The sequence below is a fragment of the Lactiplantibacillus sp. ME-2 genome, from assembly GCF_022549155.1.
GTDB classification, from domain to species: Bacteria; Bacillota; Bacilli; order Lactobacillales; family Lactobacillaceae; genus Lactiplantibacillus; species Lactiplantibacillus plantarum.
On the sequence record NZ_JAKZEQ010000001.1, the window covers coordinates 132,344 to 156,043 of the forward strand.

Below are 23,700 nucleotides of genomic sequence, written 5' to 3' on the forward strand. Positions count from 1 at the left end.
CTTAAATTGCTCCTTCATTAATGAGTGTCTGTAATACATCTGGATAAAATTGGTGTTCACAATCATGAATCCGGGTCGCCAGGCTGGCTAGCGTATCGTCTGGTGCAACCGGAACGACCCGCTGGGCAATAATTTGCCCGGTATCGATTCCGGCATCGATATAGTGAATGGTAACGCCCGTCTCAGTCACACCAGCGGCAAAAGCATCCTCGATGCCGTGACGACCAGGAAACTTTGGTAACAATGCTGGGTGAATATTGATGATTTTATGAGCATACGCATTCAAGAGGGTCGGACCAATAATGCGCATGTACCCGGCCAATAATACCAGTTCAATTTGCCGTGCTTGCAAGGCCGTCAAAATGATTGCTTCCGCGGCCGCTTTATTCGCATAATCATGAAAATCAACAATTAATATCGGTACGTTAGCTGCCCGGGCCTTGTCAATTACCGGCGCTGTCGGCTGATCACACACAAGTAACCCAATCACTACCGGTAATTGTCGTTCAATAATCGCTTGGTGGAGTGCAACAAAGTTGGTGCCGTTACCCGAAGCAAATACTGCAATTTTATTAGGCATGCTCAGCCTCCTCAAAAACAACGGGTGTCGTACCAGTTTGGACTGTTCCAACTCGATAATAGGACTGAGCGTTGGCCGTCAAATTAGCCGTCACAGCTGCCACTTGGTCGGAGTGAACGATCAGAACCATTCCCAAGCCCAAGTTAAAGGTCGACCGAAGATCCATAGCAGTCAGCCCACCGAGTTCGGCCAATAACGTCATAATCGGCGGTGCCGGCCATTGACCCAATTCAAGGTGCGCACTCAAGCCCGCCGGTAACGCTCTGGCGACGTTCTCAATCAAGCCACCCCCGGTAATGTGGGCGATACTCGTCACTAATTTCTGCTGTAATAATGGTTGAACTGCATCAACGTAAATGGTCGTTGGTCGTAAAAGTTCCGTTTGTAAATCATGACCAAGTTCGTCAAAAACCGTGGTCAATTGGTAGTCGTGTTGTTTGAATAAAATATCACGAACTAGACTAAACCCATTCGAGTGGAGGCCATTAGACGGCAACCCAATCAAGACGTCCCCAGCCCGAACATTTGCCGGTGATAACAGGTCCGCGCGGTTCGCAATTCCGACCGCAAAACCAGCGAGGTCGTAATGGTCCTGACCATACATATCGGGCATCTCCGCAGTCTCGCCACCAATCAACGCTGTATGGGCCTGCTGACAGCCCGCGACGACGCCAGTCAAAATGGCTTTGACCCGTTTCTGATCCGTATGTCCAAGACCTAAGTAATCTAAAAAGAACTGGGGGGTCGCGCCTTGTGCCAAAATATCATTCACACACATTGCGACCAAGTCAATTCCAATCGTGGTATGTTGATCAGCAGCGATTGCGACTAAGAGCTTAGTCCCCACACCATCCGTCCCCGCTACTAACACGGGATCGTTGGCAGTTGCATCCGGACTAAGTGGAAACGCCCCCCCAAACGCGCCTAATTGCTGATTGCCACTCATTTGTTTGACCGTCTTTAAGACGTCGTAACCAGCGTTGATATCAACGCCAGCCCGCTTATACGCATCGCTCACTTGATCACCCCTTCATGATTGGCTTGTAATTGCGCAATTTCCGCATCATACTCGGCTTGGTAATCATACAGGGCCGTTGGATAATCCCCATTAAAGTAGGCCATACATAGTCCACCATACGGTTCAGTGGTTGACAAGCCAACTGCATCAACGACGCCCTGTTCACTGAGAAAACCAAGTGAGTCCGCACCAAACGTCTGACACATCTCCGGAATCGTTTGCTGAGCCGCAATCAATTCATTAGTCGATTGAATATCGATACCGTAAAAACATGGATAGCGTAATGGTGGCGATGCAATTCGTAAATGAACTGACTTTGCACCCGCATCTTTCAATAATTTGACGATCCGCCGACTGGTGGTACCACGTACAATCGAATCATCGATTAAGACGACTCGTTTACCAGCGACAACACCTTTGACTGCTGAAAGCTTCATCCGAACCCCCTGTTCTCGCAATGCTTGGGTCGGCTGAATAAAGGTCCGTGACGAATATTGATTTTTAATTAATCCCATCTCGTAAGGCAGGCCACTCGCTTCCGCATAGCCGGTCGCCGCTGATAAAGATGAATTGGGTACCCCGACAACAATGTCGGCGTCCACGGGCTGTTCAACAGCGAGCTGAGCACCCATTCGTTTACGTGCAGAATGGACGTTGACGCCGTGAATATCAGAATCTGGACGTGCAAAGTAGATAAACTCCATTGAACAAATCGCCAACTGTGTATCAGTCGTATAATGGTCGATCGTCAAACCATGATCATCGATCGTTAACAATTCTCCCGGCTGAACATCTTGAACAAACGTCGCACCAATCGTATCAAGCGCGCAAGTTTCACTACAAACGACGTACCCGCCCGTGGGTAACTGACCGACGACTAATGGTCGTAACCCGTTAGGATCCAAAGCGGCAATCAAACAATCATTCGTTAGTAGTAAGTAAGCAAAGCCTCCGTGGACTTGACGTAAAGCATCCTTAACCTGTTCCGTTAACGTTGCTGCGGGGCTGCGTCGAATCAGATGCATTAAAATCTCACTATCAGAACTAGCATGAAAAATGGCACCATGCTGTTCCAACCGTCGCCGCAGTGTCACCGCATTCGTCAAATTGCCGTTATGTGCGAGTGCAAACTGTGAGTCGCTAAAATTAAAACTCAAGGGTTGAATGTTTTCCAATCCATGATTACCAGCCGTGGCATAACGTACATGGCCGACTGCAGCTTGACCCGTCAAACGTGCCAACCGCCGTGGGTCCCGAAAGACATCAGCCAACAACCCTAGTCCGCGTTCCGTCTGCAGTTTGCCGTGATCATTCGCCGTGATACCGGCTCCTTCTTGCCCCCGGTGTTGTAACGCATGGAGCCCAAAGTACGTTAATTGGGCGGCGTCCGGCGAGCCCCAAACCCCAAAGACGCCACATTCTTCATTCAGACTTCTTACTTCAGTAGGCATGGTAAGGCCCCTTCCCACAACTGTTTGGCGAAACTAACCTTAATATCAAACGCCTGATCAGCAGTTTGAACGTGTAGCCGATCCGTTGCAGTTGTTCGTCCTAAATAGGTCACATATGGTTCCATTAAACTTTCAAACGCGGCTTGCTGTGCTGGTGTCACCGAGATAACAAATCGTGACTGCGTTTCCGCAAAGAAGTTGGCAGCGGGCAAGTCACTGGCCAGTTCCACCCCGATATTTTGTGGAAAACATGATTCGGCAATCGTCGTAATCAAGCCACCTTCAGAAACATCGTGGGCACTAGCAACTAGTCCTTTTTGAATCGCAGTTAACAATAGACGCTGATTACGATTTTCAGTCACAAGGTCAAAATCAAACAGCTCGCCACTGATCGTTCCCGTCAACATCTTTTGCAGCTCACTACCATTGAAATCGGCTTCTGTGGTACCTAACACGTAGACTGCATCGCCAGCGTGTTTAAAATCGCTAGTCGTAATATCTTTCTGATGCTTAATTAACCCGACCATCCCAATCATTGGGGTGGGATAGATGGCTTCCCCGTTCGATTCATTGTTCAACGAGACATTGCCAGAAATCACGGGCGTATTGAATAATTGGCATGCACGAGCGATGCCCATCGCCGATTCGTCCAAATCGTAAAATTGTTCAGGTTTCTCTGGATTACCATAGTTCAAGCAATCAGTGATGCCTAAAGGTTGCCCACCGGAAGCGACAATGTTTCGAGCAGCTTCCGCAACGGCGATTTCCCCACCGACACGGGGGTTTAAGTATAAGTATCGCCCGTTAACATCGGTGGTGACCGCCAACGCCTTATCCGTATGTCGAATCCGTATGACCCCCGCATCGGAACCCGGCTTGACGACCGTATTCGTTTGGACCTGCGAGTCATACGTTCCATATAACGACGCTTTGGAAGCAATCGTTGGCTGTTGGAGCATCTTCTTCAATGTGCCAGTTGCATCAACTAGTCGTGGCATAAATTGATGATGGCTCTGATGGTTCAAGCGCGTTGGTCGTTTCTTTTCGCGTTCATAGACCGGCGCTTTGGTCGCAAGTGCATCGACGGGAACATCTGCAACTAACTTACCATGATGGAATAATTGATACTGGTGGCCGGCTGTCACTTTACCAATTGTGACAGCATCAAGACCGTACTTTTCAAAGACTTGATAAATTTCTGCTTCGGCACCAGCTTTGACACATAGTAACATCCGCTCCTGTGATTCAGAGAGCATCAGTTCAAACGGCGTCATGCCAGTTTCACGTTGTGGTACCAAGTCAAGATTCAGTGACAACCCACTGCCTGCTTTGGACGCCATTTCGGCTGAGGAGGAAACTAGGCCCGCCGCGCCCATATCTTGAATCCCGATTAAAACATCACGATGTTCATGAATAACCTCGAGACACGCCTCCATCAATAATTTTTCCATAAAGGGATCACCAACTTGAACCGCGGAACGCTGGGTTTCATTGGCGTCATTAAATTCAGCAGAGGCAAAGGACGCACCGTTAATGCCGTCACGCCCCGTTTTTGCGCCGACATAAATAACGGCGTTGCCAATTCCTGTTGCTTGGCCCTTCTGAATATCAGCTTGATCCAAGATTCCAACACACATGGCGTTCACCAACGGGTTCTTCTGATAACTCGCATCAAATACCGTATCACCACCGATTGTCGGAATTCCAATACAGTTGCCATAACCGCCAATGCCGGCGACTACTTGCGAAATCAAGTATTTCGTATGAGCATCAGTCGGTTCCCCAAAGCGAAGACTGTCCAGCAGCGCAATCGGCCGGGCCCCCATCGAAAAGATGTCCCGAATGATACCACCCACACCCGTTGCCGCACCCTCATAAGGTTCAACTGCAGACGGATGATTATGACTTTCAGCTTTAAAGACCACGGCCTGACCATCACCGATGTCGATAATACCGGCGCCTTCACCAGGCCCTTCAAGTACCTGTTCACCCTGCGTCCAAAATTTTTTCAAGACTGGTTTTGAATTCTTGTAGGAGCAATGTTCGCTCCACATGCCGGAAAACAACCCGGTTTCAGTCTCGTTAGGTAAGCGTTGAAGGACCTTATCCGTTAATAATTGATACTCAGCATCGGTTAAGCCCCAATCCCGATAGACCTTAGAATCGCGAACATCTGTAGGTGATAATGGTTGCTTTTTAAGCATGGGTGACCTCCTCTTGACTCGCAATGACCGATTGAAGAATTCCGAGACCGTCCGTGGAACCTAAGATCATCTCCACGGCCCGTTCCGGATGAGGCATCATCCCAAGCACATTTCCCGCTTCATTTGTAATGCCAGCAATATTAGCCGTGCTGCCATTTGGATTCTCGACGTATTCGAAGATGATTTGATGATTAGCACGTAATTGCGCCAAGGTGGCCTCATCACAATAATAATTGCCTTCGCCGTGGGCAATCGGTAAACTAATTTGATCTGTCGATCCGTATGCGGTGGTAAAAATCGTCTCATGATTGGCAATTCGTAATGGGCTGTCCTGACAAATAAACTTCGCTGAGCGATTGGCCTGCAATGCACCAGGTAATAATCCGGCTTCGGTCAAGACTTGAAAGCCATTGCAGATTCCGATGACTGGTTTACCAGCGTTAGCAAATGCAATAACGGCCGGCATGATGGGTGCAAAGCGGGCAATCGCACCACTCCGTAAATAATCACCGTACGAAAAGCCACCAGGTAACACCACCGCGTCATAACCTGCTAATGAGGTCGCTGTCGCCGGAATCAAATCAGCCGTAACGTGTAAAATATCGCGCAAGGCATTCACCATGTCATGATCACAATTAGAACCAGGAAAGACTGGTACGGCAAATTTCATCATTACAAAGCCTCCATCTCAGTAATTTCGTAACGATAAGTTTCCATATTAACGTTGGCTAACAAGCGATCACACATCTCGTCGATTTCAGCGGCAACTGGCCGATCATCCGCGTGAATTTTCACCTCAAAATACTTACCTAATTCAACGGCATCGACATTCGTATATCCAAGTCGGTGTAAGGCATCATGAATCGCCTCACCCTTGGGGTCTAGAATTGATTGCTTATAAGTCACATAGATTTTAACTAAGTACATGTTAGGCCTCCTCAACGGTTGCTAGCCGCGTCAATACTTCCTGATAAACACTAGTCAAGTCGCCTAGATCCTTGCGGAAGACATCCTTATCAAGCGATGCACCGGTCTTTAGGTCGACTAACCGACAACTATCTGGTGAGATTTCATCAGCCAGCAAGACTTTACCGGTGGTCGTCAACCCAAATTCGATTTTAAAATCAACGAGCTGTACCCCCATCGCCGCAAAAATTGCCGTCAAACGCTGGTTAACCTGTAAGGCCTGCCGTTTAATTTCCGCCACGATTGCCGGTGTTGCAACATTTAGCGCGTGGATTTGTGAATCATTGATAAATGGATCATCCAGCTGATCACTCTTATAGAAAAATTCCAGTACTGGTTCTGCAAATTTGGTTAAGTGTGGCACGGCAAATTTACGCTCAAAACTACCCGAAGCCGCATTCCGAACAACTGTCTCCAAGGGAATCATGGTCACGCGACGGACAAGTTGCACATAGTCTGAAGGTTGCTCAATAAAATGGTTGGCAATGCCGTGATTGGCTAAGTCTTTGAAAATCAAACTCGCGATGCGATTATTCAATCGGCCTTTCTGGTCAATGGGAACCTTCCGCTTACCATTTAGCGCTGTTGCTTGATCTAAGTATTCGACCCATAGAATTTCAGGATCATTAGTGGCATACATCGCTTTCGCTTTACCCGTGTAAAGCAAAGCTTGTTTCTCAATCGCTGCCGTCATTATTATTGTTCCCCTTTCAAATTTGCCACCGACGCTAATGCTGCGTCAATATCGTGATTTAATACGGTGACATGACCCATCTTGCGCTGGGGCTTAATGGCCGCCTTACCGTAGTCGTGAAAATGCCATTCTGGGTGTTCAACCAACTGTTGACGTGCCACTGTTAAGTCATCACCTAGCAGATTACGCATCACTGCCGGACTGGTCTGCGTAATGGCCGGAATCGGTAAGCCACAGATACTTCGAATATGGGCCTCAAACTGCGAGATGTTGCAGGCCTCAATCGTATAGTGACCAGAATTATGTGGGCGTGGTGCCAGTTCATTGACTAATAAAGTATCATCCGGTAAAACAAAGAATTCGATTCCTAGCACGCCGCGTAGTTCCAGAGATTCAGCAATCGAAACCGCAATTTTGCGGGCCGCACTATGAACACTGGGCTGAACATTAGCTGGGGCAATCGTTGTGTGTAAGATATGATGTTGATGCTGATTTTCAACTAACGGAAAAGTCGTAACAACACCAGCAGCACTACGCGTCACCATCATGGAAACTTCTGTTCGAAATTTCTGCCGCGCCTCTAGAATGCACGGCTGTGTCAATAAGGCACTAGCGGCTTTTGTCACCACTGCTGTGTCTAGATCCGTTTGTCCGTGACCATCGTAGCCACCTGCCGCCGTTTTGAGAATTGCCGGCGTACCAACACGGTTGAGGGCGTAATTTAATGACTGTAAATCCGTCACCGGTGCGAAAGATGTGACTGGGATGCCATGATCATGAAGAAATTGCTTCTCATTAAGACGATCTCCAGTAATATGCAGGAGTGCAGTGCCCTGCGGTAACTTTGCATAGGCTTGCGCAGCAATCAAAGCATTCTCATCAACGTTTTCAAACTCGTAGGTCAAGACATCACTACGGCGCGCTAGATCAAGTAAAGCCGCCTGATCATCATAAGCCGCAACAATCTGAAAATCTGCGACCTGGGCTGCCGGTGCTTTGGGTGTCGGGTCAAGGACACCTACCCGATAGCCCATCGCCTTCGCGCTAAGCGTCATCATCTGACCGAGTTGACCGCCACCAACGATTCCGATCGTTGCGGGTGGTAAGAGTGCTTCCTTAAAATTGGCGTTCACTTTGTTCAGCCTCCTGACGTTGACGAGCACGAAATTCTCCAATTGCATGTTGTACTTGTGGTTCCCGTAAACCGATAATTTGGGCGGCCATTAGCGCACCATTCTTAGCCCCCGCATCACCAATCGCCATCGTCGCCACGGGTACGCCAGCTGGCATCTGTACGATTGACAATAACGAATCAACTCCGTTCAACGTATGGGTCTTAATGGGCACCCCAATTACCGGGAGTAGTGTATTGGCAGCTAGCATCCCGGGTAAATGGGCAGCGCCCCCCGCACCCGCAATAATAACTTGAATTCCCCGTGACGCTGCTTCTTCACCATAGGATTGTAATGTCTGGGGCATTCGGTGGGCCGAAATAACGTGACGCTCATAAGAGACTCCCAGTGCCGTTAACTGTTCTGCCGCTAATTGCATGGTTGGCCAATCAGAAATTGACCCCATAATCAAACCAACTTTCGCCATCATGATCCCTCTTTCCCTGTTTTCACCATTAGTTTAGCAATCAGGCGGGACGTTGTCAACGAATTTCTTAACTTTATCTATTAATTAACGTTTTAATGTTCGTGTTAATTAAATTGATAATTAGATTAATGCTACCTCAACATGTACGAATTACCTCACTGTTTGCAGGTTTTCGGTGTCTGAAAAAGGTTATCAACTGATTTCAAGCGACTATCTTGATAATATTATTAATATTGAAATTTCCGAACAATCCGTCATCATCTAAGTTTCACCATAACAAACTTACTGCTACCATTATCAACAACTATCCGTTGAAACGGGCCATTAACTTTTGTCGGTGCGCACCAACAATTGACAGCAATGACTGGGAATCGGCGTAGGACGAGCAACTAAGCATGTTTATGCTAACTCAGACTATTTATAGCGGGGCTAAACTGACTGCCGCTGAACTTAAAAACAATCAACAACTTAATTTGCGAACGCTTTCCTAAAGGATCGGATTGAAGTGACCAAAATAACGCAAAAAAAGTCTCAAGGAAGCGATTCCTCGAGACTTTTTTAAGGTACTAATTATTTTGCTGAAGCGCCGGAAACACTATCGACATCAGGCGCTTCAGGCTTGGTTGGTGCTTCTGGTGCGGCTTCCGTATCGGCTGAAGCGCCGGAGACATCATCCACCGCTGGGGCAGCATCAGGCTTCGTTTCCTTCGCCTTCGATGAAGCTCCTGAAACGGCGTCCGTCTTAGCATCTGGATCAGGTGCTAACATCTGGCCCGTCTGCTTCAGGTAATACTTCACGATTGGTAAGAGGTCGAGCACAAACTCGTTGATACCTTTGTACTCACCCTTATCGTCATGCAAAGCTTGATAATAGTGCATCACATACTTATTAGGGATACCAGGTACCGGTAACTTGAAGAGATCAGTCTCACCGGTTCGTAGCATGTGTACCGCTCGCTTAACACCAGGTACGGCCCGCTTTGGATGACAGTCAGCTAGTGGATTACCGGCTTGAGCAGGTGTCCGTGAAGCTAACATCTTGTCGCCATCCATTTGATGGTTATAGTATAAAAATTGGTTGTTGGCATCGGCATACGTCAATTCCATTGGCATCGAGTTGAGGAACCAATTTAATTGGTTGACGGTCAGCACACCCCGATCGAGCTTAACGTAGTCGTCACCCTCAGCCGCATGGGTCTTAGCAGCCGCTTGTTCGACCCAATCAGCCGCATGCATGTTGACGCCCTTGATTGTCGTTTCAACTTCGCCCTTAGCCTCAAGGTCTTCATTCTTCCAATCATCAGCGTGTGCTTCCGCATCCATCGCGTTGACCATCTTGACAAACTTCAGAAACTTGCCTAACGTTTCTTGTAAGAACGAGACAGTCCGAGCATCCTTCAGATTGTTTTGGTCATCGAAAGCCTGCTTAACTTCGCCGAGCAAAAATTCATTACCAGGCATGACCACAGCATCAACACCCGGTGACTCTAAAATCTGGCGTAGATTCAACTGTGCCCGCGACGAACCTTGATCATAGTAAGAAGCGCCAACGATCAATACGGGTTTCCCTGACATCGGGTGAATTTTAAACGACAACCATTCGATCACGCTTTTAAGTGCAGCAGTAATTGTATGATTATGTTCAGGTGTCGCAATAATGACCCCGTCCGCCTGCATGATCTTTCGTTTCAAATATTGAACGGCTTCACCTTCTGTTTGATCATCACTCTGATTAAACATTGGTACATCTTGAATATCCAAAATTTCAATATCAACCATGTCACTAAAATGATTAGCAATAAACTTTAACAGTAACCGATTATAAGACTTATCTTCAATTGAACCCGCAATTCCAACTAATTTCATCGTCGTCGCCCTCTCTATAATTTTTCCCAATCCATTTCACGAACTTCTTCATACGTCGTCGCGTTGGCATTCTTTAATTTTTTCGTGATTTCGACAAAGACTTGGAAATCCTTGAACAACCCATCGAGCTTCGTCGCTTTCTGTTGGTCCGTTAAATTTCCCTGGTCATCAAAGGCTTGCAATGAATGACCAAGCATAAATTCTGAACTTGGCATGATCCGCGCCCGTAATTCTGGTGAATCCAAAACTTGCCGCAGATGTGCTTGAGCCCGTGATGTGCCGAGTGCCCCGTATGAGGCCCCAATAATCATGACGGGTTTGTCCACGAAGGGCTGGATATGGAATGATAACCATTCGAGAGCATTCAGTAATGCCGCGGGAGCCGAATGATCATACTCTGGTGTACTAATAATCACACCATCAGCTTGTTCGATCTTATCCGCCATTGCTTGCGCCTGTGCCGGAATTTCATGATTTTCGGGCTTATTGAAGATTGGTAGACCCTTGATTTCCATTAATTCAATCTCTGCTTGATCCGCATAGTGGGACTGCATATATTGCAACAACTTACGGTTGGTCGACTCATCTGAATTGGTTCCAACCATCGCGATAAATTTGTGCATTGAGAACAACTCCTTCTATGATCAAATAGTCAAATATTATATAATTTCTTAGTCAATAACTATATTGTAGTGGATTTCACTAAAGAAAGCAAAACAATTTTAAGCGCTTTCAGTTTTGTTATGCAAACAACTGAACTCACTGATATTAGGCTTATCCGTGCAATCAAGTAAATTCAGTATCCGCGCAACGTTGCCGTAATTATATCTGCTTAACAAATTTTTTCACAAAGCTACGACGCTACGATCAAATCAATCAAATCCGCCGGGGCAATTCGACCAAAGTAATGGGTTAAGTCCAACGGTGCTAGCGCCGTCATAATCGCCTGCCGTTCATATTTCACACCAGTCAACCGTGCAACGACGGGAGCAATCGGTTCTGCACCGAAGAAATCGCCATAAATCGTAACTGCTTCGATGCGCCCTGCCACCACGTTTAACTGAAACTCGACGGTCCCAGCATCAAAATGCCGGCGCTGCTTAACTGTAAACGCTGGTGACTGACCGTAAATCCAATCCCAGTTGGTAAAATATTGTTGGTTCAGTGCTGCTACCCCTGCCAGTGCCGTTTCATCTAACTGATACGTCTTAGCTTGACTCAAATCAGCCACGCCCAGGATTTCACGGGCCAACGTATCGCGAAATTCCTCAATCGTCAAGTGCTGATAAGCCGGCGCCATGTACGGTTTCAAGTTCGTGACTCGACTTCGGACCGACTTGATACCCTTAGAGGCCAACTTATCGGTCGGCACCGTAAGAGCTTTCGCAATTTGCGTCTGGTCGACATCATACATCAGCGTTCCATGGGAGAACATCCGGCCATTCTCAACGTGCATGGCATTTCCTGAGAACTTCTTGCCATCAATCAATAAATCATTGCGGCCACTCATCGTCGCACCAGTGGCCCCCATCGCGTGTAAAGCCTTTAGAACTGGTGCTGTGAACCGCTTAAAGTTACCAAAACCGTCCCCGTCGTCCTTAGTAATAAAACTAAAACTGACATTTCCAAGGTCATCATAAACCGCTCCACCACCAGAAGTTCGCCGCGTCAATGTAATGTGGTGTGCGTCAACATAGTCCTGGTTAATCTCTGCCTTGACATTTTGGTAACGGCCAACAATGATGCAGGGGGCGTTAATGTAAAAGTATAGAATCGGTTCCGTCAAATCGGCATGTTCCATCAAGTAAGTCTCAATGGCAAGATTCGTGCGAATATCATGGCTGGAGCTTGCAAGATAGCGCATCGTCACACTTCCTATTCTAAATAAATCCGTTGCAAATCATTGATTTCATTGTTAGTTAATTTAAGCTCAGTGTGTAAATAGTGGTTTAAATTACCCGATTGTCGTTTAATTTCGGTCATAGCGGCGTCCAAATAAGCCGCATCAACTGACCAGAGGGCCCGAATACTTTCGACCGTTGCATCTGATGCGCCCTGAGCACGTGCTTCGGCCATCGCACCATTGATCCGGCCAATCGAAGCCTGATTAGTTAAGAGATAATCCTGCTTGATCGTTTCAAAATCGACTCCGAGTGCGGTTAACAGGTATACCGCCCCCATTCCGGTCCGATCTTTTCCCGCAGTGCAGTGAAATAGTAACGTCGAATCGGGTTGATCATTTGCAAGTAGATTATCAAAGAACCGGCGATACTCGTCCTTGGCATGTTGCTCGTCGGCCACCATCTGATAGACCTTTAGCATGTGCTTGAATCCACTATCTGGATGCTTCTCCAAGTTAGCCGTCATCTTGTCAGTACCGTCAGAATTCCGCGTTTCGTCCACATTGAACACTGGTGCGTACACGTACTTAGCATTGGCAGGAATTCGATCTGGCGCATCTAAGACTTCTTGTGGTGAACGAAAGTCAATATCGTAGCGGACGCCATAATCATCCAGCAAAGCTTGGCCGGCTGACGTTAATTGATCAAGCCCACCAGTCCGAATGACCTTATGCCACTTGATTTTTCGACCGTCTTTAGTCGAGTAACCACCGAGTTCACGGAAATTAATGCCACCTGGTACAGTTAATACACGTTGATTTGTCATTTTTGAAACCACCTATCTGTTAACTTTTCATTTTCTATTCTAACATTATCGGTCAGTTTAACGGTGCCCCAATCACCGAATCAGTCGCTTTATTTCCAAGATAATTCGTTAGCACCATCGACACCAACCGACATCAACGCGTGCTATAATGTAAGTTACATAGCCAGCGACGGCCCGTCAAATCCAGAACACGTTTGCTGACAAACAGCATCACAACCTTGGACCGATTAGCCATAAATTTCCATACTGGCACTAAATAAAAAATATTCACTGAATAATATAACGGAGGATCTTTCGATGACATTTGATTATGCACACCAAACTGATTGGCCCATGACTAGTGGTCAACATCAGTCACCAATCGATATTCAAACACAACACGTTCAGTCTTCACAGCTATCCGCCATCAACTGGCGAGGCTTGTACCAAGCCAAAACGATTACGGGCGAAGCGACGACTTTGAAGGCTAGTGGAATTGGTGCCGCTTATTTGAACGACCGCGACTTTGCCTTTCAACAGATTCACTTTCATACGCCGGCAGAACACTTAATCGATGGGCAAGCCGCACCAATCGAATGGCATCTCGTTCATCAAAGTGCTACCGGCCAGCTCGCCGTCGTCGCCGTTTTTGGACGGATTGGCAAGCCTAATTCTAGTTTACAAGGCTTACTTGACCAGTTCACAGCCCAAACGAGCCATGAACTGACAACACCGGTCAACTTAACTGAGCTCCTCCCAGATACCGGGACGGTCTATCACTACTTGGGCTCATTGACGACGCCGCCACTAAGTGAAACCGTTGAATGGTATGTCTGTGCCGATACTGTCATGATTGGTGAACAACAATTAGCTGCTTATCAGCAATTATTTGCCGCTAATAACCGCAAGATTCAACCGTTAAACGATCGGCCAATCATTGCCGAACGTTTCTAAATAATTTTAATGGGGTGAGCTGATGCCTAAGAAAGTAATCTGGGGCTTGATTGCAAGTGGCCTATTTCTTTTATTGATCGTCGGTCTCGGACTGACAACACAAATCCATCAAGATAAAGTCAGTCACGTGATTACTGCGCAAAAACGGCCATTGATCATGATTGGAGGTAGTAGCAGCACGCGGACTGACTTTGATGACATCGTCCGTTCACTTAATGAGCAACAGCACCATCCGCTCATCACCCTGACTGTTAAGGCGAACCAAAAATTGGCGTTTAAAGAAAAACGCGTCGAGAACACCAACCTTAACGATGCCCTCATCGTGATCTTTTTCGAAGATAGCACGGACTCAACAGAGAACATTATGACCCAAACGAACGGCTTAGCCAAAGCTATTCGTTATTTGCAACGTCACCAACATCTCACCACGGCCAACGCACTCGGTTATTCAAATGGTGGCCTGATCTGGAGTCGCTATCTAGCAGGTTTGAGCTCGTCCAAACCATTAGCAGTCCACGATTTGATGTTGATTGGCACCCCATTCTTGGGTACTGATGCTGCACATCCTGATAAGACGCTCTATACATCACTTCTTGATCACAAGAACCAATTCAAGAAATTGCATGCGGTCATCAACATTGCCGGTGACACTGGCGAGGGTAACGACGATATCGTACCGCTCAGCAGTGTGAACGCTGGTGGCAACTTATTTATGAACAATGTTACCCGCTACACCGCCATGACTGTTAACCAAAAATCAATTAGTCACGGTGACCTGCTTCACGAAGCATATGTTGCCCGGCTCATTCGTCAAAATCTGATCAATCAATAATATTTTTAGCTTTAGCTGATAAAAAACTGAGCCACCCTTCATGATGATGAAGGGTGGCTCAGTTTTTTTATGATTGATTGTCCGCTATGACTACTGGCGATCAAACTATCCAACAATTTAGTGTCACGAGTAGCCCACACACGGGTTGCACAGGGCTCAAAGGGGCGCCACGTCGATTATGAATTGGCAGTCGCTACAAATCGAGCTAGCTCATCGGTCGCCATACCGGCACTGACACCCACCAGTAACTTAATCCGGGCTTTTTGTCCATTCAATCCCTGACAAAAAATCACACCCATTTGTTTCAATTGAACACCGCCACCTTCATAAGCATAGACATCCTGAGCGATACCGTTGAAGCACCGGGAAACCAGTACAACCGGAATCTGCATGTCTAATAATTTTTGCACAGCTGGTAACGTCGCCGGTGGCAAATTCCCCGCTCCCAATGCTTCAATGACTACGCCATGAGTCGTGGGTTGTGCAATGGCGTCAAATAGTTCTGGTCCCATCCCGGCATATGCTTTGATCAGAAAAACATTATCCGTGACCGTTTGAATCGGGCAAACCGTTGATCGTAGTAATGATTCAAAAAAGACAATGCCTTTATTAGCGACTAACCCAATCGGGCCAAAAGTCGGTGTTCTAAAAGTGGCCACGTTGGTCGTATGCGTCTTAGTGACGTAGCGGGCCGAGTGGATTTCATCATTCATAACCACTAAAACACCTTTTTCGGCCGCATCCGGTGTACTAGCCGTTTGAATCGCCGTTTCGAGATTATGCAGACCATCCGACCCAATCTCATTGGCGGACCGCATTGCGCCGGTAATCACAACGGGGAGCTCATTCGGTAAAGTAAGATCTAGAAAATACGCCGTTTCTTCTAGCGTATCCGTACCGTGAGTCACAACCACCCCATCGACCCCTTCGTGTGCGGCCTTATCGATCCGTTGCTTTAACTGCAACATCCGTGCCGGGGTGATGTGCGGCGACGGCACGTTAAAGACGTCCTCAGTCTCTAACTCAATATCCGTGCCAAATGAACTCTGATAATTGTCTAAAGGATTTTCATCTCCGGGGGTCACATTGCCGGATTCATCGGCCGACATCGCAATGGTGCCACCAGTGTGTAATACCAAAATCTTCTTCAAGAATACTCCTCCTCATCTTTTCACGTGCCTACGCACATCTAACAGTAAAATTATTTTAGGCTTGCCATCGCCTAATTGCAATCCACCCTCACTGGTTCTTCATGACAACTTCCTTAGATTCTCATACAAGTGATATCAACTAAAAAAACTAGCAACCATTCAAACAATTTACAAAACCTAGCAACCAGATCAGTACGTTTTATTAGCCTACATAGTGCTAGTCACTCAATTAGTTCACTTATCAACTAGTTCGTTAATCGGTTCGTCGGTTAGTTACCCCTTCAGGACGAAGTCACTAACCTCAGTGCACCTTATTACTCAATTTCAGTCTCAGGGCTAACCGATTGACTACTCGCTAGACGTTGATAAATCAGCGTTTGACGTCCCAATGACTATCAAGCGAGAAAATAATGATTGACACTCGCGTTAGTTGCCTTTATAGTTAGTTGCATAAGTAATTAACCAAATAACAAACCAACTAACTTAAGAGAGGTATTTAAAATGACAACCACACCAATCATGACCGTCAGCGACCTGCACAAAACGTATGGTAAGGCGGGCAGCAAACAATACGAAGCGTTAAAAGGCATTAATTTCAATGTGCAACCAGGGGAATTTGTCGGAATCATGGGCGCATCTGGTTCAGGGAAAACCACCTTGCTCAATATGCTGGCCACACTGGACCAACCAACTAGCGGTGAAGTGACTATTCATCAACAACCGATTACACATCTGAAAGGCAATCAACTTGCTGATTTCCGGGCCAAAGAGATTGGGTTTATCTTCCAAGATTTCAACTTATTAGAAACTATGACTGCTTACGAGAATATCGCCCTACCATTGTCGCTGCAAAATACGCCAGTCAAAAAGATCAAACCAGCTGTCGAAAAAGTCGCACACCAATTGGGAATTGAAGAATTCCTATCAAACTATCCTAATGAATTATCTGGTGGTCAAAAGCAACGTGTGGCAGCCGCACGAGCCTTAATCAATGACCCCGCTATTCTATTTGGTGATGAACCAACTGGTGCCCTTGATTCTAAGTCAGCGCGTGAATTACTCGACCTGTTCACCAAAATCAACCAAGAACGGGCTGTCTCTATCTTGCTGGTGACCCATGACCCATTTTCAGCTAGCTTCTGTCAACGAATCTTATTCATCAAAGATGGCCGGATTGGGCAAGAACTTAAACGTGGGGATTTAAGCCGCAGTGATTTTTATCAACAAGTCCTCGACAACCTAGGGACGTTTGAACAGTAAGCCGAAACAGTAAAAGGAGTCCTTTAAACTATGTTAACTAAACTTGCCATGACCGGCTTCAAACACCGTTGGCGCGACTACCTCGTTCTCTTTTCAGGACTGATCATGTCTAGCGCAATCTTCTATATGTTTGAAGCACTGGCCACTAACCAAGATTTCTTAAAACAAAATACGAGTATTAGTATGGTCGGCCTCATCTTCCAATTTGGTTCCGTACTACTCACAATCATCACATTAGTCTACATTGGCTATGCTAACTCATTCTTATTAAGTATGCGTAAGCGAGACTACGGGCTCTTCATGCTCGTTGGTGCACGCAAAAGTAAGATTGGTCAATTAATTTGGCTGGAAACACTACTTGTCGGTATCACTGCAACCATTGTCGGCATTCTTGTGGGAACAGCCTTAACTGTCGGCGTAAGCCAGATTCTGATTAACAGTCTAGGCCTGACGCTTCACCATTTTACAGCCTGGTACACGCCAGCTGCCATTGCGACACTGTTACTCTACGTTGGATTGTTCTTAATTGCCGGTTTATTCAACCTGCTATCCCTGACCAAGACACCAGCCTTGAAATTACTACACAGTAATGATCAACCTAACCGGCCACAACTAAAACCAGCCCGTCAACTCATCGAAATTGTCGTCGGTGTCATTTCAATTGCAATTGGTTACTGGTCAATGGCTAACCTGAAAATTTTGCAACTGATGGGAATTGGAATTGCGCTCGTCACAATTGTTCTTGGAACTTATCTGCTGTTTAACGCTATTTTTGTCTGGTTAATGGTCGCACTCAAACGATTCTCATTTGCCCAACGTGGTTTGAATGGCTTCACCTTATCACAGCTAAGCTTTAGAATTCGTAATTACACTAAGATGCTGTCAATTGTCGCAATGCTATTCGCACTAGCTCTCGGCGCAATTACAGTTGGAATGGGCTTTCACAGTCAAATTCCATCAATGGCTAATATTAATAACGCTTATGATATGGGACTGGTCAACGCTAGTACCGCTGAAAAAGCACAAATTGCAGCGATGAAGCCCAAGACAACGGCGACCTATCATTTCAAAGCAACCAAGAAAGTCGTTTATTTCCAAGCTGCTGAATTCAATCGGCAACCATTCACGACTATTCATACTCGCAATAAGAATCAACTGACTTTTAATACCGTTCATAATAATGCGGCTAAATTACAAAAATCAGAAGATAATTATCAACTGATGCAGCTTCAGAGTGGTGTCATGGCAACCGCAACACCCGTATTTTTATCAAAAACGGCGTACGCGAAACTTGCCCAGCCTGAACAGCGACTAACTGTGTTTACTACCAACAACGTTATCGAACATCGCGTTGCATTGAACAAACTGGCCAAACATCACTTTCACACTACCAGCCCTGAACAATTTGGAGGTCGCTATGCGATGTATCTAATGGTTAACGGCATGTACTCCGGGCTGGAATTTATGGGTATGTTCCTCGGAATCGCCTTTCTTGCAATGCTAGCTAGTTGCCTGATGTTCAAGATTCTGTCTGGTGCCGATGCTGATCAACACCGTTACAAGATGCTCGATAAAGTTGGAACCACTAGACGCCAGCTCAACGGTGCCATTAACAAAGAAATTGCTGTGCTCTTTATTCTTCCTGGAATCGTTGGTATTGTACACGTCTTGTTTGGGTTACAAATGTTCAAAATCATAATGGTTACCTCACCATATACCGGAATTTGGTTACCATTCTTGATTTTTGCCGGTCTCTACCTACTTTACTATCTCATTACGATCACCATCTATCGGCGAATCGTTTTACAATAACCTTTCGGAGGAGGGAAAAATCATGGTATACTTTGGATTAGTCGCTTTATTAATCGTTATTACACCATTACACCGTTACGTGCTCGCAAGTCGTCGTCAATTCTGGTTAGGGGTGCTCATGCCGCTTCTGTGGCTGAGCGTTAACTTCGGTTTAGCCACCCAGATTATCTTTGAACATCAAGACATTCTACTGGCCGTACTGGGCACCCTCCTCCTACTCTCTAGTTGGATTGCTGCCCGGATCGATCGTACCGAACGACAACTGCACCAGCCGCAACAAAAGGCCACAACGAAATAGGGCAATCACTGCAATGAGGTGAATAAAATGCAGTTCAACTTTAATAGCACGGAACCAATCTACTTGCAGGTTGCCGACCAAATTGAAGAAGCTATCTTTACGGAAACCTTCGCTGAAGGTGAACAAATTCCTTCGACAACCGAGATTTCTAAAGAATTTCATATTAATCCTGCGACCGTGCTTAAGGGCATGAATATTCTAGTTGATGCCCAATTGATTGAAAAACGGCGTGGGGTCGGGATGTTTGTCATCGCCGGTGCACAACAACGAATCGTTGAAAAGCGCCGGGATCAGTTCTACACCGACTACGTTAAAAAACTAGTCGCTGAAGCACAAAAGCTCCACATTACGCAAGATGAATTAGCTAAATTAATTGAACGGGGGTTTTCCGAATCATGAGTATTCAAGTTCAGGCTGTCCAGCAGGCCTTTCGCGGTCAAACCGTCCTGGATAATCTTAACCTAACGATCAAGCCAAACACGATTTACGGTTTGCTAGGCCGCAATGGTGCTGGTAAAAGTACCTTGCTGAACATTATCAGCAATCGTATCTTTGCTGACAGCGGAACGGTCACCATGGACAACGAATCCATGTGTGATAACGACCGCACGTTAGGAAAGGTTTACTTGATGAGTGAAGTTAACCTCTATTCTGAGCGTTCCCGGGTCAAACAACTGTTTAAAACCACCGCACTACTCTATGGTGATTTTAATGACACTTATGCTAAAAAACTAGCACAAACCTTTGGCCTCGATTTAAACGCGCGATTTGGCAAGTTATCGACGGGTTACCGAACAATTTTTAAACTGATTATTGCGTTATGTGTGCCGGCTGAATACATCTTTTTAGATGAACCAGTCCTCGGCCTGGATGCTAATCACCGCGAAATTTTCTATCAAGAACTGATTGAAACCTATAGTGACCATCCCCGCACATTCGTGATTTCGACTCATCTCATTGAAGAAATTACGAACTTGATTGAACATGTCTTTGTGCTGGACCATCATCATATTATTGTTGATGGTGATGTCACCGACATCCTAGGACAATCTTACGCGGTAACTGGCCCACAAACTGATGTCAGCACTTATACGGATGGTTTAAATATTATCGGCAAGGATCATCTTGGCGGAATCACGGCCCACTACGTTTACGGGCCATTAGATAACGACCGACCAATTCCTGATACGGTCACGGTCGAGCATCTGGACCTACAAAAACTATTTGTTAACCTGACTAATACCAAGGAGGAGGCCGCCGCTCATGTCAATTAAGGTTCGCAACACCACCCGTTATTTATTAACGGAACAATTGAAAATGACGGGGTGGTCGGTACTCGCTTGTGCGGTGGCCTTCGGCATATTACCACTGTTCTTCGCATTCATCAGTGACAATATTAGTCAATACTCGCCACTGAGCAACTTCGCCAATCTCAGTCTTAGCGCCCTATTTTTCATGATAATCTTCATCACTGGGGCACTCACTTATGACTACTTTAAGCTTTTTATTCAAAGCGGGATTTCCCGACAAACCTACTTTCAAGCTCGAGTATTCGCATTACTCATGCTTAGTGGTTTGCTTGTCATCATCAATGCCATTTATTACTACGGTATTCATGCTCCGTATTTACACTGGAGCACCAACACCGCGTTGATGAGAACGGGCTATTCGCTGTATAGCCATGCGCTGGGAAATCAGGTCTGGCTAAACATTTTAGCTAGCTTATGCTTTAACTGGATTTTCTACATTGGCGTTGGCCTTACCGGCATCGCTTGTGGGACCTTACTCGCGTTATTTGGTAAATGGGCCAAAACGATTTTAATCATTGGCACTCCCATCATTGGCATGCTTATTATTTGGATAATGGTCATCATTATGACTCGCAATCAATCGAACTATAATTACACGGGGCTTGAAAACTTCTTGAAATTTATTATTGGTTATCCCAGCCGCGGTGAAGCGACAACTGGTTACTTTAACCCAACCATGCCATTCATCACAATGCTGGTAGGTTGCGGTATCATCGGTGGTCTCGCTTATCTGTTCAACCGTAAGTTAAGAATCAGAAATTAAGCTGATAATCTAAAAAATGAAGCAGGTCGTGAAGTTATTGACTTCACGACCTGCTTCATTTTTTAATGGTTAATACAAACGTCACACCATTCGAGAAGTGGTTTTCCCACTAACGCTACTTTTCAACCTGCGTATTTTGCAAATCCGTCTTAACCACGATTACATCAGTCAACGCATTACGCTGCACATACGTTGTAACCGAGCCTTCCAGCACGCGTTCAACGGCATTTAACCCGGTTGCCCCCATCATGATCAAGTCATTATGATGATCCTTGACGAAGTCCTGTGAAATAATTGGTTTCGGACTTCCCATTCGAATGTGGAAGGCAATGTCCGTAAAGCCATCCTTTTTGACTTGATCAACCGTTTCTTTTAAATAAGCTTCAGAATCCTGAACCAATTGATACGTAATATCACCATCCGCCAAACCAGCTAAATTATACCCAAACTGACCGGGATCAATGACTGCTAACACGTCGATATGTGCCTCATTACGTTTAGCGACTGCAACTGCTTTATCAAGCGCAATCTCAGCTTGTTGTGAGCCATCGAGGGGAACTAAAATATTCGAATATTCTTGTACCATTGACGTCACACCCTTTCCATCTGTTAATTCTATTTTACCATTTATCAGCGTTGGTTGCGTTATCATTTATATAAACTAACTACCAGTTATGCACAGCAGCTCGCCGGCTAGCAGTGTCGGGTTTACATAATATTTACAACAACGACATCTGATATTTACAGTTACCCCTTACAATTGGAGTTAATCCACTTGGGGGTGAATAGTATGCTTTCTTTAGGTATTCGACCAGGCCTAATCGCCAGCCATACAATTGTAATCAACGATGCCCTTTCATATCAAATCAGGTTAAGCAAATTGCCTCTCGGACCCGATGTCTATCGGCTAGACATCCGTGCAACCACTACACTGGGCCGCTTGACCGTGTCCCACGCACGTTACCATAACTTTGCCACGGCCCAGCAAGCCTTTAATCATCAGCGCCACCAACTTGAATCGCACTAAAAATATCCAACACGTAGCCATTTAATTATGATAGGATGGTACCTAGTAATAATCAGCTAAAGTGAGGGTATTCATCTGTGGGACAACTTATCAAACAACTCTGGCAACGCTATCAAAGCGTCCTTTCCTATTTAATCTTTGGGGGCTTAACCACCCTAATTAATATTATTGTTTTTGGAATTTTCAACCAATTCTGGCCCTACTGGATAGCCAATACGATTGCCTGGCTCATCTCAGTGCTATTCGCCTATATCACGAATAAAATTTGGGTATTTGACTCACAAACACCTACTTTCCGCGCTGTTTTAATTGAAATGACATCATTCTTCGGATTCCGCCTACTCAGTTACTTTATTGACCAGGGGATTATGGTTGTCGGTATTTCGGTTCTGCACGGAAACGACCTTATCGTCAAATTAATTGATCAAATTATTGTGGTATTACTCAATTGGTTCTTCAGTAAACTATTTATTTTCAAGGATCGTGGTCATTAAAGCGAACCAACTTAAACATCAAAACAAGCGTCGTAGGAATGTCCGAAAATTCCTGCGACGCTTATTTTATTCATAATAATTACCGACCCATCTTTTTTCTGATACTTAACTTAGCTACTATTTTTAGCAACCATATTTTTCACCCAAACTGGCGTTGCACCGTATGTAACGTCGCTAACTTTGTGACCACATCATCAATATTGACCCCATCCCAATTATAAAAAATATATTGGCGACCACAGCGCATCTTAATCACCAAATGACGTGCTGATGAAGCATAACCATTGCGAACTTCGGCCTGATCCGTCGTCAATGCATAGTATTGAATGTCATCCGTATTTAAAGCTAACTCTCCAATTCGTATCATGACTTGTTGACTGACCTCAGTCGGCGGTCGAACTGACAAACAAGTCCCATCATGGTGCTGATACCGTAACTCTACCGCAACTAAACCGGCCGCGGTTAGCTGCGGTCGAAAATAAAACTCCGCGCCAATATGCAACGCACTTGACGGCCAAACTGCGGTTAGCCGAAATTTAAAATGCCGGCCATGAAAATCAGTCAGGATGCCTTGGTCGTAATCTGGTTGCATTACCGTAATATGCCCAATCATGACGATTCACTCCCTTCACTTAGTTATTGATAATGTATCACGCTTCACAAGCATAGTTGTGTTTAAAACCCATAATCAGTCGTTTTTACCATTTTTTATTAAAATAGGGCAAATTACAAGTTTAATCCGAACAAGCCCGGAATCTTTCAATGGCAGTCTGTT

The 23,700-nt window shown here is 45.7% G+C and carries 26 protein-coding genes; 10 read left to right on the top strand and 16 right to left on the bottom strand.

Annotation, left to right across the window (positions count from 1 at the left end; translation table 11 throughout):
- Window position 1 precedes the first annotated feature (1 nt).
- The 13 genes from purN to MMY95_RS00655 form a co-directional block, all read right to left on the bottom strand.
- On the bottom strand, window positions 2–580 hold the full coding sequence (gene purN, locus MMY95_RS00595) for a phosphoribosylglycinamide formyltransferase (RefSeq protein ID WP_003645867.1): 579 nt from the start codon (window positions 578–580) through the stop codon (window positions 2–4).
- On the bottom strand, window positions 573–1,598 hold the full coding sequence (gene purM / locus MMY95_RS00600) for a phosphoribosylformylglycinamidine cyclo-ligase (RefSeq protein WP_003645866.1): 1,026 nt from the start codon (window positions 1,596–1,598) through the stop codon (window positions 573–575). Before purM ends, purN begins: the two co-directional genes overlap by 8 nt.
- Entirely contained in the window at window positions 1,595–3,049 is a 1,455-nt protein-coding gene (purF, locus tag MMY95_RS00605) for an amidophosphoribosyltransferase (protein ID WP_016527273.1), read from the bottom strand. Before purF ends, purM begins: the two co-directional genes overlap by 4 nt.
- Window positions 3,034–5,253, bottom strand: a complete 2,220-nt coding sequence (gene purL, locus MMY95_RS00610; protein WP_003645864.1) for a phosphoribosylformylglycinamidine synthase subunit PurL — start codon at window positions 5,251–5,253, stop codon at window positions 3,034–3,036. Before purL ends, purF begins: the two co-directional genes overlap by 16 nt.
- Complete coding sequence (purQ, locus tag MMY95_RS00615; RefSeq protein WP_241277451.1) at window positions 5,246–5,926, bottom strand: phosphoribosylformylglycinamidine synthase subunit PurQ; 681 nt, start codon at window positions 5,924–5,926, stop codon at window positions 5,246–5,248. The genes purL and purQ overlap by 8 nt, the downstream gene beginning before the upstream one ends.
- Window positions 5,926–6,180, bottom strand: coding sequence for a phosphoribosylformylglycinamidine synthase subunit PurS (gene purS / locus MMY95_RS00620; RefSeq protein ID WP_003642588.1), 255 nt, complete (start codon window positions 6,178–6,180; stop codon window positions 5,926–5,928). The genes purQ and purS overlap by 1 nt, the downstream gene beginning before the upstream one ends.
- A 1-nt stretch (window position 6,181) precedes the next feature.
- Complete coding sequence (gene purC, locus MMY95_RS00625; protein ID WP_003642587.1) at window positions 6,182–6,913, bottom strand: phosphoribosylaminoimidazolesuccinocarboxamide synthase; 732 nt, start codon at window positions 6,911–6,913, stop codon at window positions 6,182–6,184.
- 2 nt (window positions 6,914–6,915) lie between these two features.
- Entirely contained in the window at window positions 6,916–8,046 is a 1,131-nt protein-coding gene (gene purK / locus MMY95_RS00630) for a 5-(carboxyamino)imidazole ribonucleotide synthase (protein WP_015380738.1), read from the bottom strand.
- Window positions 8,030–8,512, bottom strand: coding sequence for a 5-(carboxyamino)imidazole ribonucleotide mutase (purE, locus tag MMY95_RS00635; protein ID WP_003645861.1), 483 nt, complete (start codon window positions 8,510–8,512; stop codon window positions 8,030–8,032). The genes purK and purE overlap by 17 nt, the downstream gene beginning before the upstream one ends.
- Window positions 8,513–9,082: 570 nt before the next feature.
- A complete protein-coding gene (locus MMY95_RS00640; protein WP_003644728.1) occupies window positions 9,083–10,378 on the bottom strand; it encodes an NAD(P)H-dependent oxidoreductase in 1,296 nt (431 codons plus the stop codon).
- 14 nt (window positions 10,379–10,392) lie between these two features.
- Complete coding sequence (locus MMY95_RS00645; protein WP_003642583.1) at window positions 10,393–11,001, bottom strand: NADPH-dependent FMN reductase; 609 nt, start codon at window positions 10,999–11,001, stop codon at window positions 10,393–10,395.
- Between the two features lie 230 nt (window positions 11,002–11,231).
- Window positions 11,232–12,242 (bottom strand): lipoate--protein ligase, encoded by a 1,011-nt coding sequence (locus MMY95_RS00650; RefSeq protein ID WP_003644729.1) that lies wholly within the window; start codon window positions 12,240–12,242, stop codon window positions 11,232–11,234.
- Between the two features lie 11 nt (window positions 12,243–12,253).
- On the bottom strand, window positions 12,254–13,045 hold the full coding sequence (locus MMY95_RS00655; protein ID WP_003642581.1) for a tyrosine-protein phosphatase: 792 nt from the start codon (window positions 13,043–13,045) through the stop codon (window positions 12,254–12,256).
- A gap of 297 nt (window positions 13,046–13,342) precedes the next feature.
- Here MMY95_RS00655 and MMY95_RS00660 point away from each other — a divergent pair, with 297 nt between their 5' ends.
- Window positions 13,343–13,978, top strand: a complete 636-nt coding sequence (locus tag MMY95_RS00660) for a carbonic anhydrase family protein (RefSeq protein ID WP_003642580.1) — start codon at window positions 13,343–13,345, stop codon at window positions 13,976–13,978.
- A gap of 22 nt (window positions 13,979–14,000) precedes the next feature.
- A complete protein-coding gene (locus MMY95_RS00665) occupies window positions 14,001–14,810 on the top strand; it encodes an alpha/beta hydrolase (protein ID WP_003645860.1) in 810 nt (269 codons plus the stop codon).
- Window positions 14,811–14,986: 176 nt separating this feature from the next.
- On the opposite strand, the gene MMY95_RS00670 is transcribed toward MMY95_RS00665, so the two are convergent.
- Complete coding sequence (locus MMY95_RS00670) at window positions 14,987–15,961, bottom strand: asparaginase (RefSeq protein WP_241277452.1); 975 nt, start codon at window positions 15,959–15,961, stop codon at window positions 14,987–14,989.
- Window positions 15,962–16,462: 501 nt separating this feature from the next.
- On the opposite strand from MMY95_RS00670, the gene MMY95_RS00675 reads away from it, so the two are divergent.
- From MMY95_RS00675 to MMY95_RS00700, 6 genes are read left to right on the top strand one after another with little or no spacing between them, the layout of a single operon-like run.
- A complete protein-coding gene (locus MMY95_RS00675; protein ID WP_003642577.1) occupies window positions 16,463–17,221 on the top strand; it encodes an ABC transporter ATP-binding protein in 759 nt (252 codons plus the stop codon).
- A gap of 30 nt (window positions 17,222–17,251) precedes the next feature.
- Window positions 17,252–19,033, top strand: coding sequence for an ABC transporter permease (locus tag MMY95_RS00680; RefSeq protein WP_003645858.1), 1,782 nt, complete (start codon window positions 17,252–17,254; stop codon window positions 19,031–19,033).
- Window positions 19,034–19,055: 22 nt separating this feature from the next.
- Entirely contained in the window at window positions 19,056–19,331 is a 276-nt protein-coding gene (locus MMY95_RS00685; RefSeq protein ID WP_003645857.1) for a hypothetical protein, read from the top strand.
- A gap of 27 nt (window positions 19,332–19,358) precedes the next feature.
- Window positions 19,359–19,730, top strand: coding sequence for a GntR family transcriptional regulator (locus tag MMY95_RS00690; RefSeq protein ID WP_003642574.1), 372 nt, complete (start codon window positions 19,359–19,361; stop codon window positions 19,728–19,730).
- Complete coding sequence (locus tag MMY95_RS00695) at window positions 19,727–20,605, top strand: ABC transporter ATP-binding protein (RefSeq protein WP_003642573.1); 879 nt, start codon at window positions 19,727–19,729, stop codon at window positions 20,603–20,605. The genes MMY95_RS00690 and MMY95_RS00695 overlap by 4 nt, the downstream gene beginning before the upstream one ends.
- The gene (locus MMY95_RS00700) at window positions 20,595–21,404 is read left to right on the top strand and encodes a hypothetical protein (protein WP_003645856.1); all 810 of its coding nucleotides are present in this window, start codon (window positions 20,595–20,597) and stop codon (window positions 21,402–21,404) included. Before MMY95_RS00695 ends, MMY95_RS00700 begins: the two co-directional genes overlap by 11 nt.
- Window positions 21,405–21,519: 115 nt before the next feature.
- On the opposite strand, the gene MMY95_RS00705 is transcribed toward MMY95_RS00700, so the two are convergent.
- Window positions 21,520–21,990: a universal stress protein gene (locus MMY95_RS00705; RefSeq protein ID WP_003644733.1), complete on the bottom strand. Its 471-nt coding sequence runs from the start codon at window positions 21,988–21,990 to the stop codon at window positions 21,520–21,522.
- Window positions 21,991–22,194: 204 nt separating this feature from the next.
- On the opposite strand from MMY95_RS00705, the gene MMY95_RS00710 reads away from it, so the two are divergent.
- Window positions 22,195–22,431, top strand: a complete 237-nt coding sequence (locus tag MMY95_RS00710) for a hypothetical protein (protein WP_003645855.1) — start codon at window positions 22,195–22,197, stop codon at window positions 22,429–22,431.
- A gap of 77 nt (window positions 22,432–22,508) precedes the next feature.
- Window positions 22,509–22,925: a GtrA family protein gene (locus MMY95_RS00715; RefSeq protein ID WP_003645854.1), complete on the top strand. Its 417-nt coding sequence runs from the start codon at window positions 22,509–22,511 to the stop codon at window positions 22,923–22,925.
- 139 nt (window positions 22,926–23,064) lie between these two features.
- Here the strand turns inward: MMY95_RS00715 and MMY95_RS00720 are convergent, their stop codons facing one another.
- Window positions 23,065–23,538 (bottom strand): hypothetical protein, encoded by a 474-nt coding sequence (locus MMY95_RS00720; protein ID WP_003642567.1) that lies wholly within the window; start codon window positions 23,536–23,538, stop codon window positions 23,065–23,067.
- Window positions 23,539–23,700 lie beyond the last annotated feature (162 nt).